At 55.3% G+C, this 13630-nt stretch carries 18 protein-coding genes and 3 pseudogenes; 9 read left to right on the top strand and 12 right to left on the bottom strand.

The window, feature by feature from the left end; all coding sequences use genetic code 11:
• Positions 1-8 precede the first annotated feature (8 nt).
• Positions 9-734: an SDR family oxidoreductase gene (locus ACR8BN_RS19145; RefSeq protein WP_434747727.1), complete on the top strand. Its 726-nt coding sequence runs from the start codon at positions 9-11 to the stop codon at positions 732-734.
• A gap of 46 nt (positions 735-780) precedes the next feature.
• Here ACR8BN_RS19145 and ACR8BN_RS19140 read toward each other — a convergent pair whose 3' ends face one another.
• From ACR8BN_RS19140 to ACR8BN_RS19125, 4 genes are all read right to left on the bottom strand, one after another.
• A complete protein-coding gene (locus ACR8BN_RS19140; RefSeq protein ID WP_424998890.1) occupies positions 781-1521 on the bottom strand; it encodes a YoaK family protein in 741 nt (246 codons plus the stop codon).
• Between the two features lie 211 nt (positions 1522-1732).
• Positions 1733-2062, bottom strand: a complete 330-nt coding sequence (locus ACR8BN_RS19135; RefSeq protein ID WP_010670565.1) for a DHCW motif cupin fold protein — start codon at positions 2060-2062, stop codon at positions 1733-1735.
• Between the two features lie 33 nt (positions 2063-2095).
• Positions 2096-2788, bottom strand: a complete 693-nt coding sequence (locus ACR8BN_RS19130; RefSeq protein ID WP_434747726.1) for an aspartate/glutamate racemase family protein — start codon at positions 2786-2788, stop codon at positions 2096-2098.
• A gap of 67 nt (positions 2789-2855) precedes the next feature.
• The gene (locus tag ACR8BN_RS19125; protein ID WP_434747810.1) at positions 2856-4013 is read right to left on the bottom strand and encodes an MFS transporter; all 1158 of its coding nucleotides are present in this window, start codon (positions 4011-4013) and stop codon (positions 2856-2858) included.
• Between the two features lie 137 nt (positions 4014-4150).
• Between ACR8BN_RS19125 and ACR8BN_RS19120 the strand changes: the two genes are divergently transcribed.
• Positions 4151-4657, top strand: coding sequence for a MarR family winged helix-turn-helix transcriptional regulator (locus ACR8BN_RS19120; protein ID WP_045139980.1), 507 nt, complete (start codon positions 4151-4153; stop codon positions 4655-4657).
• Between the two features lie 5 nt (positions 4658-4662).
• On the opposite strand, the gene ACR8BN_RS19115 is transcribed toward ACR8BN_RS19120, so the two are convergent.
• Positions 4663-5265 carry a helix-turn-helix domain-containing protein gene (locus ACR8BN_RS19115; protein ID WP_039387877.1) on the bottom strand — a complete coding sequence of 201 codons (603 nt, stop codon included), beginning with the start codon at positions 5263-5265 and terminating at the stop codon, positions 4663-4665.
• 43 nt (positions 5266-5308) lie between these two features.
• Between ACR8BN_RS19115 and ACR8BN_RS19110 the strand changes: the two are divergent.
• Together ACR8BN_RS19110 and ACR8BN_RS19105 are read left to right on the top strand one after the other, a co-directional pair.
• Positions 5309-6003 (top strand): annotated as a pseudogene (locus ACR8BN_RS19110) (B3/B4 domain-containing protein).
• Positions 6004-6118: 115 nt separating this feature from the next.
• The gene (locus ACR8BN_RS19105) at positions 6119-6439 is read left to right on the top strand and encodes a hypothetical protein (RefSeq protein WP_069026862.1); all 321 of its coding nucleotides are present in this window, start codon (positions 6119-6121) and stop codon (positions 6437-6439) included.
• 28 nt (positions 6440-6467) lie between these two features.
• Here ACR8BN_RS19105 and ACR8BN_RS19100 read toward each other — a convergent pair.
• Together ACR8BN_RS19100 and ACR8BN_RS19095 are read right to left on the bottom strand one after the other, a co-directional pair.
• Positions 6468-6701, bottom strand: a pseudogene (locus ACR8BN_RS19100) (IS3 family transposase); the annotation flags it as partial.
• A gap of 87 nt (positions 6702-6788) precedes the next feature.
• Positions 6789-6911: pseudogene (locus ACR8BN_RS19095) on the bottom strand (transposase); the annotation flags it as partial.
• An 892-nt stretch (positions 6912-7803) separates the two neighbouring features.
• Here ACR8BN_RS19095 and ACR8BN_RS19090 point away from each other — a divergent pair.
• The 3 genes from ACR8BN_RS19090 to ACR8BN_RS19080 all read left to right on the top strand — a co-directional run bounded on the left by ACR8BN_RS19090 (position 7804) and on the right by ACR8BN_RS19080 (position 8840).
• Complete coding sequence (locus ACR8BN_RS19090) at positions 7804-7995, top strand: hypothetical protein (RefSeq protein WP_235321457.1); 192 nt, start codon at positions 7804-7806, stop codon at positions 7993-7995.
• Between the two features lie 57 nt (positions 7996-8052).
• On the top strand, positions 8053-8484 hold the full coding sequence (locus ACR8BN_RS19085) for a hypothetical protein (protein WP_434747725.1): 432 nt from the start codon (positions 8053-8055) through the stop codon (positions 8482-8484).
• Positions 8485-8600: 116 nt separating this feature from the next.
• Positions 8601-8840 (top strand): hypothetical protein, encoded by a 240-nt coding sequence (locus ACR8BN_RS19080; RefSeq protein WP_052259218.1) that lies wholly within the window; start codon positions 8601-8603, stop codon positions 8838-8840.
• 64 nt (positions 8841-8904) lie between these two features.
• Here the strand turns inward: ACR8BN_RS19080 and ACR8BN_RS19075 are convergent, their stop codons facing one another.
• Positions 8905-9210: a hypothetical protein gene (locus ACR8BN_RS19075; RefSeq protein WP_434747724.1), complete on the bottom strand. Its 306-nt coding sequence runs from the start codon at positions 9208-9210 to the stop codon at positions 8905-8907.
• Between the two features lie 992 nt (positions 9211-10202).
• Here ACR8BN_RS19075 and ACR8BN_RS19070 point away from each other — a divergent pair.
• A complete protein-coding gene (locus tag ACR8BN_RS19070) occupies positions 10203-10580 on the top strand; it encodes a RidA family protein (protein WP_069026865.1) in 378 nt (125 codons plus the stop codon).
• Positions 10581-10605: 25 nt separating this feature from the next.
• On the opposite strand, the gene ACR8BN_RS19065 is transcribed toward ACR8BN_RS19070, so the two are convergent.
• From ACR8BN_RS19065 to ACR8BN_RS19055, 3 genes are read right to left on the bottom strand one after another with little or no spacing between them, the layout of a single operon-like run.
• Positions 10606-11133 (bottom strand): DUF4865 family protein, encoded by a 528-nt coding sequence (locus ACR8BN_RS19065; RefSeq protein ID WP_064703895.1) that lies wholly within the window; start codon positions 11131-11133, stop codon positions 10606-10608.
• On the bottom strand, positions 11130-11519 hold the full coding sequence (locus ACR8BN_RS19060) for a tautomerase family protein (protein WP_033773596.1): 390 nt from the start codon (positions 11517-11519) through the stop codon (positions 11130-11132). Before ACR8BN_RS19060 ends, ACR8BN_RS19065 begins: the two co-directional genes overlap by 4 nt.
• Positions 11519-11824: a carboxymuconolactone decarboxylase family protein gene (locus ACR8BN_RS19055; RefSeq protein WP_069026867.1), complete on the bottom strand. Its 306-nt coding sequence runs from the start codon at positions 11822-11824 to the stop codon at positions 11519-11521. The genes ACR8BN_RS19060 and ACR8BN_RS19055 overlap by 1 nt, the downstream gene beginning before the upstream one ends.
• A gap of 96 nt (positions 11825-11920) precedes the next feature.
• Between ACR8BN_RS19055 and ACR8BN_RS19050 the strand changes: the two genes are divergently transcribed.
• The gene (locus ACR8BN_RS19050; protein ID WP_434747723.1) at positions 11921-12802 is read left to right on the top strand and encodes a LysR substrate-binding domain-containing protein; all 882 of its coding nucleotides are present in this window, start codon (positions 11921-11923) and stop codon (positions 12800-12802) included.
• Here the strand turns inward: ACR8BN_RS19050 and ACR8BN_RS19045 are convergent.
• A complete protein-coding gene (locus ACR8BN_RS19045) occupies positions 12789-13355 on the bottom strand; it encodes a TetR/AcrR family transcriptional regulator (RefSeq protein WP_033779949.1) in 567 nt (188 codons plus the stop codon). The genes ACR8BN_RS19050 and ACR8BN_RS19045 overlap by 14 nt on opposite strands.
• Positions 13356-13630 lie beyond the last annotated feature (275 nt).

The raw sequence follows: 13630 nt of genomic DNA, 5'->3' as shown, positions 1-13630 counted from the left end.
GAAACAAAATGACTCAGAAAGTGATTTTAATTACCGGCGCCTCAAGCGGCATCGGGGCAGGCATTGCACGTGAACTGGCGAAAACAGATGCCATTCTGCTGCTGGGTGCGCGGCGGGAAAGCCGCCTGGCCGCGCTGGCTGAAGAGCTGCAGTTCAATGGTGCAGAGGTGGCGATCAAGGCGCTGGATGTTACACGCCGCGAAGAGATGACGCAGTTTGTTGAGTATGCGCTGGAGAGATGGGGCCGGGTGGATGTAATGATCAATAACGCCGGTATTATGCCCTTGTCACCGATGGCGTCGCTGCGGGTGGAAGAGTGGGAACAGATGATCGATGTAAACATCAAAGGGGTGCTGTATGGCATTGCGTCAGTGTTGCCGACCATGCTGGCCCACGAGCGCGGTCACATCATTAACATCGCGTCGATAGGTGCGCTGGCCGTGTCGCCCACCGCGGCCGTCTACTGCGCCACCAAGTTTGCGGTGCGGGCGATTTCCGACGGATTACGCCAGGAGAACAGCCAGCTGCGGATAACCTGTGTTCATCCCGGTGTGGTGGAGAGCGAGCTGGCATCAACCATTACCGATCCGGCAGCCGCCGAGGCGATGCAGCACTATCGCGCTATCGCATTGCAGCCGGACGCCATTGGACGCGCCGTGCGCTATGCCATTGAACAGCCTGAAGAGGTGGATGTGAACGAAATCGTGGTGCGGCCAACCCGAACGCAGCAGTAAGCAACCCGCCCGATGCGCTATGTGCATCGGGCGGGAGGTTTTACTGTCAGTAGAGGCTTCTGCGGGTACGCTGCACGGTAATGGCGATGGCCGTCAGTGCCACCAGCATCAGAAATATCCCCAGTCCAACCATGGCGTTAAAGCCATAGACTTTAAACAGCAGCAGCCCGGCAATACAGCCGCTCAGGAATGAAAACACGGTAGTCAGATGGGTGTGCAGAACCTTCTGGAAAAAGCGACGATCGTCGGTTTCAAGATGCACGGCGTGGGACGTGTGGGCAAAGATCCACGAACCCAGCGCAATACCCGCATCGGTCAGCGTGCCGGTAATATGGGTCGATCTGACGCGGCCATTGGAGAGCTGCGTTGAGGTCGCATTATGAATCCCCATTAAAAAGCCCAGCATCAACAGCACTTCCCCGTTAAAGCTTGGCCGGTAGAACACGATCTCAAAGATCGATGCCACCGTCAGCGCCGCCCCTTCCGCCAGAATGATCAGACAGAATATGGTGCGTAACTTATGTCTGATCCCCACCACCACCGCCAGTCGGGCAACGGTACAGCCCATGACAAAGGCAATAATCAGTGCCATCAAAAACAGCATGGTATGGAGGTCGCTGGTGGTCACTTCCTGGGAGATTTGCGACGTGTTACCCGTCATATGCGATGGAAAAAATCCAAACGCACCCAGCGCCATGGCATTAAGGATGCCGGCGGTGGTGGCAAGCACCAGCGCCAGCAGTCGATCTTCGGTATGCGAACGAACTTTCTTCTTTTTTATCAGCACAGGCTTCCCCACCTCAGGTGAATGCAAAACGTTCTTATAAGGCTTCCAGCATACAGCCTGATGGGAATTATTCCTGTCAGAACCAGATAACTCTGATGAAATAAGCCATTAATTTTGCTGATTTTTATAAAGCTGATTCAGTTTACTTTTAAAAGTGTCAACGACGCGATGATTCACCAGCAGGTGATCACCAGAGAGGCTGACGGTGAACTCAGTCAACGATGAAGAGTTGTGCGCCTGTGGACGTAAAGGAGCGATGTGGTTCAGCATCGTCCGCCACCTGATAGCTGACGCCCGGTGTCAGTACGAAACGGCGACCATCTGCCAGTTCAGTGTGCAATTCACCCGCCATACACAGCAAAATATGGCCCTTTGTGCACCAGTGGTCGGCGACATAGCCTGGTGAATAGTCGACCATCCGCACCCGGATATCGTTAAACTTCACGGTTCGCCAGGTCGCCTGCCCCTGGTCGCCGGGATGAATCGTCTCTTCAATCTGATCCCACTGGGTCAGGCCAAACGGCAGATTTTCAATTTTCATGCGATTCCCTCAAGGCTAAGTGCAGGATAAACGTCAGGCCAGCGCCTGGGTAACAGCCTCTTCCGCGTGGATAAGCGTGGTATCAAACAGTGGCACGCTGGCATCCGTGGCATCCACCAGCAGTGTGATTTCGGTGCAGCCCAGAATAATGGCCTCCGCCCCCTGCGCGACCAGCTGCTGCATGATCTCACCATAACGGCGACGCGACGCGGGATTGATCTCGCCCAGACAAAGCTCGTGGTAAATCACCTCATGCACAAAAATCCGATCCTCTCTATCCGGCGTGATCACCTCAAGACCAAACTGCTGCTGAAGTCGCCCGCGATAGAAATCCTGTTCCATGGTGAATCGCGTCGCCAGTAATCCGACCTTACGCACCCCGGCCTGCTGAATGCGTCGTCCGGTGGCGTCGGCGATGTGCAGCAGCGGGATGCCTGTTGCGGCGCTGATCTGTGATGCCACTTTATGCATGGTGTTGGTACAGAGTACGATGAACTGCGCGCCAGCCCGTTCCAGATTGCGTGCCGCTTCAGCCAGTATATCTCCCGCCTGCTGCCACTCGCCCGCGGCCTGTAGCTGCTCAATGCGCTGAAAGTCGACGCTATAGAGCACCAGCTCCGCCGAGTGCAGGCCGCCCAGCCGCTGCTTAACCTGCTGATTGAGAATGCGGTAATAGAGCGCGGTAGACTCCCACGACATACCGCCTAACAGACCAATCACTTTCACAATGCACTCCGGGTTCAGGGGTTTTATTCCAGCATGCCAGATCGACATTGATCGGCAACGGCTTTGTTCAGTTGATACTGTTCTGAGGTCTGAAGCGTCGGGCAATCACCATCAACAGCACTACGCCAGCGCTCATGATCAGCCAGGCCTGGGTCATTGATGTGCCGCTATCACGCACCCAGCCTGCCAGCAGCGGCATCAGAGCCGCAATCAGATATCCGCCTCCCTGCACGCGTGACAGCAGAATGCCCGCCTCTCTGGCACTGCGCGCATGATCCAGCGTGACGATCAGCGACAGCGGAAAGAGCGCACCGATGCCCGTACCCAGTAACAGTGAAGAGAGTATCGGCATCGTGCCCGGGTAAAACACCAGACTCAGCAGCCCCAGCAGCAACAGGGCCAGCACGCCGAGCAGCAGCGGACGGCGATCGGGAAAGCGATGTAACGTCGCCGAGACGATGAATCCTGCTACCACTTCGGTTAACGTCAGCGCGGCGAGCAGATAGCCACTGTGGCGAGCACTCCAGCCCAGTTGAATATAGAATGGCGGCATCCAGGCCAGCACTAACGTATAAGCACCCGTGCCAATGCCGAAAAAGAGCATCAGCAACAGGGTACGCCGCACAGGCAGCGTCGTTGCATCAGAGGCCACGCTCACCTGCGGCGATCGCCTGACTAAAGTCAGCCAGATCAGCAGTGTGACCAGCGTTAACCCGCCGGAAAGCGCCAGCGCGGGTTGCAGGCCCAGCCATGAAAACAGCGGGTCAGCACCGGCAGCAGTCAGTGCCGCGCCCGCCATAATGCCCGTGCTGAACAGCGCCATCAGCGTCGCCGCGGCCTCAGCAAAGCGTTGCCGGATCAGAGCGGGCATCAGCGCCTGTATCACGCCAATCCCTGCGCCCCCCGCCAGCGCGGTGAGCAGCAGCTGAGAGGGAGTAAGCGTAACGCCGCGCCACAGGCAGGCGACCGTCAGACAGAGCAAACCGGCGGCGATTCCCCTTACCGGCCCGACGCGGGCGATCAGCGACGGGCCAGAGAGTGCGGCCAGGCCCATCATCGCCACCGGCAGCGTAGTCAGCAGACTGAACGTTGTCGACGACAACCCGGCCTGCAGTTGCAACACCGGGAACAGCGGGCCGATAATCGCCAGCATAGGGCGCAGATTCAGCCCGATAAGAAAAGCGATCACGGCAAACAGAATGGGGAACAACACCTTATTTTTCATCATCGACGCCTTAACAGAGGATTGACGATGACAGCACCGGGCCGCCACCATTTATCTTAACGTTAAGATAAATTCCCCCCGGTGTTAAGAGGCTGCGCACAACCCGACAACATAACCACAATATTTAAAGGTGATTTATGCATGACCATATTGATTTCGTTGTCAGCCAGTGGGACGACGCAATGCCCGATCTCGACGCCTCTTCAATGCGGATCTTCGGCAGGGTGCTGCGCCTGATGAAACATCTGGCGAAAGCGCGCAGTCAGGCACTGGAGCCTTTTGGTTTTCAGGAGGGGGAATTTGATGTGCTGGCGACATTGCGACGGGCGGGATCGCCTTTTCGCCTGTCGCCCACCCAGCTCTACCAGGCGCTGCTGGTGACTTCCGGTGCGATGACAAATCGTCTGAACCGGCTGGAGCAGCAGCATCTGATTGAGCGTATTGCCGCGCCAGAGGATAAGCGCAGCATGCTGGTCGGGCTGACGCCGCACGGGCAGCAGCAGATTGAGCATGCACTCCGCGTCCATACCGCTACGCAGGAGGCGCTGCTGGCCCCGCTTGGCGCTTCAGAGCGTGCCGAACTGGAAAGGTTGCTGAAAACGCTGCTGCTGGTGTGTCCAGGCGAAGCGACCGCCGCAGAATAGCGCCGTCAGCGCTGCAGTTCGGCCACTGTCATGGTGAAGATAACCGGCAGTTGATCGGCACTGGCATAGGCATGCGGCATATCGGTTCGCGCTACGGCTGCACAGCCCTGCTGCACCACCAGGGTCTGCTCACCCACCGTTAAGGCGAGCGAGCCCTGCTCGACATGCAACAGTTCGAGTGTGCCTGAGGAGTGACCGGCAGAACGGAAAGCTTCGCCCGCAAACATCTGCCAGCGCCATAGCTCGATCATATCCGGCCCACGGGTTCCCGCCAGCAGCTGCGCATAACCACCCTGCTCACCCTGCCACAGCCGGGGCATTTCGCTGTTCTCAATCAGCCAGGCGTCAGGCGCATGCGCAACGTTAACGATATCTGCCACCGAGACGCCCAGCGCGGCAGCCACTTTACAGAGAATGGCGATGCTGGGATTGGCGGCACCCTTTTCGATCTCCACCAGCATGCCTTTACTGACGCCAGCCCGGCGCGATAACTCATCCAGCGAGAGTTTCTGACTTTTACGCCAGCTTTTGATGCTGTCCGAAACAGCCTGATTGACACTGGCGACATCGGCACCCGCATCGGTCGTTATATTGACTTTTTTGGTCATCGGTCATTACTATGAAATAAATTAGTCACTGAGAGAGTATCCGATGTTATCTGTTCATCCGTCAATCGATCCCGCTGTTTTCGCGCTCGCTCCCGGCTTTCGTGCCATGAGTATTGTGGTGGAAGCCACACCGATTACCCAACCAGAAGTTGCCAGCGAAGCACTGAAGAGTGCATGCCAGCAGGTATTAAATGATGATGCGGCGTGGGCAGACGCGCATCTCGCCGCCTGGGCTGAGGTGTTTAAAGCCTTTGGTGCCAAAGCGAAACGTACACCCTGTTCGGCAGAAGCATTGCGTAAGCGTGTGCTGCGGGATGGCGCATTGCCTGCCATCGATCCGGTTGTCGATCTCTATAACGCCATCAGCATTCGTTATGCGCTGCCGGTCGGGGGGAAAATATCGCGGCCTATGCTGGCGCGCCACGTCTGGTGATTGCTGACGGCAGTGAACGTTTCGATACCGTTAAAGAGGGCGAGGTGGTTTATGAGTCGCCGGAACCGGGCGAAGTGATCTGGCGCGACGATCAGGGCGTGACCTGTCGCCGCTGGAACTGGCGTCAGGGTGTAAGAACCCGACTGGATGCCAGCGCGCAGCAGATGTGGTTCATTCTGGAAAGTCTGCCCGCTATGCCGCTTTCCGCGCTGCAACAGGCCAGCGACGATCTGGTTTCGGGATTAAAGCAGATGATGCCGGGTGCGCAAATCAGTACGACGCTGATTGAAGCGCCAGCAAACTGAACATTGCCTCAACAGCGGCTGAACGAGGTTAACGGTGAGCAGAAATTGTGGCAGGATACACGCCCTGCGTCTGGCCATATCTGGCTGACTTAACTGCCCACAACCGATGACTCCGATGGCTAAAGTAAAATATATCCTGCCCCTGCTGCTGATCCTCGCCCTGGCCGCCTGGTGGTTTATCCCACACGACAGTGAGGAAGATAAAGCGTATTACGTCGCGGTGTTCTGCGCGATTGATCATGATAGTAAGCAGCCACTCGACCAGCAGATGCAGAACGTCATTGAAGGCGGCAACTCTGATTATGCGCTGCAAAAAATCACCTATAAATCGGGGCTGGGTCGCAGCGTGATTGGCCGCTGGCAGCAACTGACGCCTGATGAGCAGCAGCGCGCCGTGCAGGATAACCTCGCCTGCCAGCAATTGCTGAAACGCTGATTTCTGACGGGCGTGTTGCATTGACAATGCCGATAACTTTCCAGGAGAACAGATCAACCACCATGGCCACATAAAGCCAGCCTTCATGCGGCCGGATGTACGTTATGTTCGTCACCCAGCGCTCATCAGGTGCCTCCAGATTGAACTGACGCTGGAGTCTGTTGGGTGACACTATGCTGGCTTCACCTTTGCGTGCTCGTAGGTTCCGGTACTCGATCTGAGCTTTTATTCCGGCACGCTTCATCAGTCGCAAGACCCGGTTCACTTCTTTCTGAAGTCGCCGACTCTCAGACCAGGTATCAGAATGCGCTTTAGTGGCTGATGAATCAGGGCCCTACTTTTTTACTCAGGCATAGAGGCTGTGCGTGATGATACCAGGACGGGTGGCGACACCTGCAAGGGAATGGCTACGATCAACGACCTGTTTAACCGCTTCGATTTTTGACTCTTCGGGATAACGTTTACCGCTCATGAGCACCTCTCTTTTGATAGCCGGTTGCAACCGTTGTCCTCAGCCGTCAGGCACGAACTCGCCTGCAAGCTTAGCGGAGTGAAGCTCGACGACTGCCCGCCAGGGCAGGAGCCGGAGGGTCATGCAGTGAAGAGTTTGACGTAAATTCACGCATACTCCTGACCGGTTGCAAGCTGAACGCTCTCACAGCACCACTATTTTGTTTGCTGCACGCACGATAATGAGCCGGTTTTTTTAGCTGTTGAGGTCCCGCCTGCCGCAGTTCTGATAATGCTTCCTGAAATTTCTGGATTTCACAGGTTCGATAAAACGAATTCAGAGTGGTTAAACAGTTTCCCCTATGACCATGCCTCTTAAAAGTCAGATTAATTATATAAAAATGATATTTACTTCTGCTTTTTTTGAATTTAATTTTTTATTTTCCGGCTTTTGATAAGTGCACTGCTTTAATAAAAATATAATGTGTATATTTTCATGAAAACAGTAAACTGTTAGCAGGATAATCATTATGCATCAATATCTTTTAAATTTAACCACTTAACAATAACATAATACCTCCGGTAACTTCGATTAAATCCAAATAAAAACATAATAAAACATCGGTAAACGTTTCATTACAATCCTTAGTTTTTAATTTTCAGTTAATTTACTTTTAATTAAATGGCTCATTAGCTACGGGATGGGCCAACGATTATCTCATGTATTTCTTACCTTTAAGGATGGATTATGAGACATAAAAAATTAGCTCTTGCTTTGGGTATTTTTGTTCTCTCTGCGGCGCGATTTTCTGTCGCCGCACCCTTACATAACGAACCGTTGACTGATCACTCCCCACACACCTTCTTACTTATCGACGATGCTAATGGTGGTAACGGCGGGAACGGAGGTGCTGGTGCCAATTCTCCTGGTGGCCCCGGAGGCGATGGCGGCAATAACAGCGGCAGCGGTAACGGTAACGACAGCGGTAATGGTAACGGCACTGGCAACGGCTCAGCTAACGGCAATGGTTCCGGTGACGGTGACGGCGGTGGTGATGGTGGTGACGGTGGTGGTGACGGCGGCGGTGCGTAATCTGGCTGCTTAATCTAACTAAAAATGGTCGCCTCCTGAAGGCGGCCATTAATCAAAGGATGAAACTTTTATGTCAAAGCTGCACAACACTCTGATTCTTTTCCCGCTTTCTGCAGGGCTGCTTTTTTCCCTGCCGGTATTCAGTCAGACATTTCCGCAGAGCACTATCCAGCTGTCTGCCTGTGAGAGTCAGAACGGACAGGATGGGAATGCCACTTCGCCCAACGGGGAAAACGGTAAAGACGGCGTGCCCGGCACCGGCTGCCTGAACGGAGGTAACGGCGGTAACGGTTCTGCTTCTGGTGGTAACGGCGGAAATGGTGGAAACGGTGCAAACGGTGCAAACGGCGGGATTGAACCACATCACAAGCACCATAAACATCATAAAAATACATACGGTAGCGCTAATGGTGGAAACGGTGGTGATGGTGGGTCAACAGACAATGCCCCCGGAGGTGCTGGCGGCGACGGAGGTAACAATGACCAGTCACAACATCTGTAAACGATGCCGGACCTTATTAAGGTGCTCAGCTCTGATACTGGCGGTTTTAACACATTACGGTTATGCCTCTCCGGCATACCCCGTCCTTTCTCCTGATTCTTTATCACTGATTTCTGATGGCGGAAACGGCGGAGACGGCGGTCCGGGTGAAAACGGCGGAAATGGAGGTAACGGCGGTAATGCTGGCACAGGTTCCGACTCAAATGGCGGTAATGGCGGAGATGGAGGCACAAACGGAGCCGATGGAGGGAATGGTGGCAACGGAGGAAGCGGGAATAATTCACCCGGTGGTGATGGTGGTGACGGCGGTAATGGCGGCAGCGATGGTGGTGATGGCGGCGGCATATAATTCATAACGCAGGGGATGATATGAAAAACCTTCTCATGAAAGTTGCATACCTCATTATTCTGACCTCAGCTTTACTGAGACCTTTCATTGTCGTATTCACTGTAACGTCCTCTCTGGCGGCCGGAATATTCAGCACTGCGGCATGGGCAGACGGTGATGGTGGCGACGGTGGCGGTGACGGAAACGGGGGAGACGGAGGGAATGCTGGTTCTGGCAGCAATGGAGATGGCGGCGACGGCGGTAATGGGGGTGAAAACGGCGGAAATGGCGGAAACGGAGGTAATGGTGACGGATCCGGTGATGGCGGAAACGGAGGCGATGCGGGTCCCGGCGGCGTCGGCGGTCAGGCTGGTAGCGGCGGGAGTCAGGGAGGACATGATGGTTCTCCCGGGATGAGTGGAGCTAAATAGCTATCCGTATGCCGTTAACGCGGTCTGCCGGAGGTTGATTGCTCCGGCAACCTCACTCCTGCAGACTAAACGGACAGCATAGCAATGCTGAGACGTCGTGCTGCAGGGCCTGAACGGCGAAAGCTCGTGAAGTCATATCAGTCGTTTTTACCAGCCCGGCAAACCCCGAGCCTCCTAAAAAAACCGCATAGTTTCAGCCTGAGAAATGGCAGCTTATTCAGCACTACCCGACAATCCAGCTCCCGCCCGACCTCTGCCTACAGTTTCCACACTGGCTGGCCTTCTATTTCCCAGCGCTCAAAAGCCTTCATGGAAGAGAATCCCTCACTCCAGCGATAAAACATGATCTCCGGTTCGATATGATGCAGCAGCGAATCTAACCAGCGGGATATCCATCTGATGACAGTTGCCGGCGTATGGAAAGCCAGATCACTCTCAGCCTGGCCTTTTGCCGTATGATCAGTCCGTTTTCACTCCTCTTTCTCACGACGGAACTGGCGGGAATACTTCTCATCGCTAAGCTCCGTGTCCTGACACCGCCATCCGGAAACAGATCGTGAGCATCATAACTGTTCAGTGGATGCGGGCAGTCCTCACCCGCTATAACAATCAGCCTGTAAGTGCTGCCAGCCATGCCTGCCTGTTACCTCTGAATTCGGCGTCAGTCATTGAAGGCCGCAAAAGCGAATTTCTTTCTGTCTCCCCACTTGCTGCCCCTGAGAATCCGAAAAAAGCTTGTGCATACGGATAGTCTGCACAATGCGCATTTCGTCATGCCTGTTTTGACGACAGCAATGGCCTGCATCGCTGCACGGCGTGCAGGTAGAGAGCGGAACCTGTAAACGGCTGGCTTCCCGAACCTCCTCGTTATTCAAAACATCCTTCAACCCGCTATCAACTTTCGGCCTTTTTAATGCCGGTAGCCTGTATGGTATGAAATCACTTTAAAAAGAGAAAATATGATGATGCCAGAACGCAAAAATTATCCGCAACTGGGCGAAGTAAAAGCACCTTATGTCCACGCAGTGAAACATGGCGCGACGCTGTATGTCTCAGGACTGACCGCTTTCGGTACGGCGGCTCAGCAGGGAGATATGGCTGAACAGGCAGAAGCCATTTTTGATCAACTCAGGGCGGTTGCCGCGGCTGAGCATACGTCGCTCGCATCGCTGCTGAAGGTCACGATATTCATCACCTCTTTCACAGAGATCACCGCGCTGCGGGAAGTGCTTTATCGCAACTACGGCGAGCATCTGCCCGCCAGCTCGCTGGTACAGGTCAGCGGACTTTTCTCCACTGACCTGCGCATAGAGATTGAAGCCATTTTTGCCCTCTGAGTAGAAAGCAGCGACATTCCCGATGCTAGAGCTGCAGATCCGCGGCGGCTGCGCCCCGCGCCAGATAACCGATGCGATAGACTTCCTGCTCGCCAGCGGGGCACAGGTGGGACGCGTTAACATCTACTCCCTGCCAGCGGCTCACATCCCAGGCGCTGATCCCTGTTGTTACCGGCAGTGTCGTGAGGTCTGAATGCGGTGGAATCGTCCAGCGGTTCAGCGTTATAAAGCGGGCGTCGGCCAGATCAGGGATGTGGGTCTGCCCCTCAAGCGCCAGCCAGCTTTCGATGATCGGCCAGCCAAAATCCCTGACCAGTGTCGCAAAGCCAGGACTTTGCAGGAAACGCTGCATGCCACTCGCCTCCCGCCAGAAATAGAGCGGCGCATAACGGTTTTCATTCTGTCCGTCATCATCACGGCAGGCGTAGAGATACGCCTTGGCCACCAGCCCTGGAAAGCCATCAAGCCGGGCTCCGTTCAGACTGATGCGCTGTTCGATGATGCCCATGTCGTAGTCAGCGGGCAGGGTAAAACGGTAGTGCATGATAATCATAACGCCTCCTGTGCCAGCATCCGGCCGCCGCTAAAGCTCCACTCTTCGGTGCTGTTAAACTGAATAATGATCATCACATCGTCAGGATCGATCGCCATCTCTGCCTGAAGCGTCGTACAGAGTGAATGATAAAACCGTTGCTTCTGTTGGCGGGTTCGCGGTCGGCCTGCCGTCACCTGAAACAGCACGAAATTATCGCTACGCCCGCCGCTGAGATAGTGACGATCAAATACCCGCTGTCCGGCGGGCAGCATCTCAATCACCTGAAAGCAATCATGCTCAGGAACGTCAAATTCCGCGACCAGCGCCTGCTGAAGCAGCGTGGAAATCTGATGCAGAGCCGCCTCGCTGTAGCCCTGACGCAGGGTAATTCGGGTAAAGGGCATCAGTGATTATCCTCCAGATAACCCAGCGCGGTGACGGCGGCGGGCCAGCCTGCGTAAAACGCCAGATGGGTGAAGCTCTCCACCAGCTCATCCTGCGTCAGCCCATTTTGTCGGGCGAAATCGATGTGCCACGGCAGCTGCTGGACTCTCCCCAGCGCGGTTAACGTTGCCAGCGTCAGCAGGCTGCGTTCACGCGGTGACAGCAGCTCGCGCTGCCAGATATCACTAAACAGCACCTGCTGCGTCAGTTCGGCCAGTTTTGGCGCGCGCTGCGCCAGTGTTTCCCGATCAAGCGATTTTTTCATTGCACACTCCTCAGTGGTGAGACAGAGTGTCACTCAGGCCTTCAATCCTGAAAATCAAATTAATCAGCATTTATCATCCAGATTTACAGGACAATAATGAACAAGGTACCGGAGTCCTTCGATTTGGATGCGCTGCGCAGTTTCGTCGCGGGCATTGATGCCGGCAGCTTTGCCCTGGCGGCACAGCATCTGTGTCGGTCTGCCTCGGCCGTCAGTGCGCAGCTTAAGAAACTTGAGCAGCAATGCGGCACGGCGCTGGTGATGAAAAAAGGGCGGCATGTGCAGCTGACCCGCAGCGGTGAACAGCTGATGAGTTACGCCAGACGCCTGCTGTCGCTGAACGATGAGACATTGCGGGCAGTGAAAGGCGAAGCGTTACAGGGCGAAATACGCATCGGGATGCAGGAGGATTTTGGCGAGGCGTTGATGCCAGCCATTCTCGGCGCGTTCAACCGGCAGCATCCGGAGGTGATGCTGACCGCACGCGTCGACAGAAATCTGCCGCTGCTTACGGCGCTGGCCCGTCATGAGCTGGACCTGGCGCTGCTGTGGCAGGCAGAGCAGCAGGCTGGCACGCAGTTAATTGGTCAGTGTCCGTTAGCCTGGATACAGCATCCGGCGTTTGATCTGGCGGGATATCTGCAGCGCGGCGAGCCGCTGCCGCTGGTGGCATTCGATGCGCCGTGTGTCATGCGATCGCGCGCCATCGAGGCGCTGGATAAGGCAGGTATTCCGTGGCGGGTAGTGTTCACCAGCCACAGTCTTAGCGGGATCTGGGCGGCATTACAGGCCGGGCTGGGCATCACCCTGCGCACCCGCGCCGGGTTGCCGGAGACGCTGATGATTGAATCACACCGGCTGCCAATGCCCGGCAATCTGGGTATCGCGCTCGCCCGCTCCGATCAGGGTGACGATCCGGCGCGAGCGCTATTGCAGCATCTGATCACGCAAGCCGCCCTGCCCTTTATTCAGCGCTGACTGCTGTCTGAAATGCCCGCTGAACCAGAGACGAACAGTATTCTGCTGAGATGTCGCGGTCACCGAACAGAATATGAAACATCACCGGTGCCACGACCACATCGATGATGCGATCAACGTCAAAACCTGATTCGCCGCGTGCCTCGGCCCGACTTTTCAGTGTTTCAAGATGCTGATAGGTAAACCCACAGCATTTCTGGCTCGCCGCTTCAGCCTGACTCCCTATCACATCAGCCAGAAGCTCACGACCGACTTTGGACGACATCTCTTCAGCATACTGCTGAATGAACGCAGTAAGATCGCCGGCCGTCGATCCGGTATCTTCCGGTTCTGCAATGGGCCGCATCCGTGCCACGGCCACATCCGCCAGCAACTGGGACAGATCGCCCCAGCGCCGATAGATCGTGGAGGGTGTCACACCCGCCTGTTCGGCGATCATCGGCACTGTAATAGCTGAACGATCAAGCGTTTCCAGCAACCGGTTAACGGTGTTATGCACTTCCGCCTGAATACGTGCGCTGCGTCCACCCTGCCGAATCATCTCCCTCGCCATCACTTTCTCCCGCTTTTATCAGCCTCAACGTCATGGTTAAAGCAACGAAGTTGCATTAACAGATAGCGGCAGTGTACCGCATCTCAGGCTGAGCAGGCGCTAATGTGTGCTATCGGGCGGTTGAGCATCAAGGCTGCAGTTTACTCAGGACCGATTTAACCGGCTCGGCGGTGAGATGTGACGAACGGTTATCTGATGCGCCTATCCATAAAAGACTGACTGCCATGACTGCTGAAATAAAAATTGTACGAATATCCATAAAGCCTCCCCTGATT

The sequence above is a fragment of the Pantoea sp. Lu_F5_004 genome, assembly GCF_051136245.1.
In the GTDB taxonomy this organism is placed as follows: Bacteria; Pseudomonadota; Gammaproteobacteria; order Enterobacterales; family Enterobacteriaceae; genus Pantoea; species Pantoea agglomerans.
This window is presented reverse-complemented; position numbering and strand designations above follow the sequence as displayed.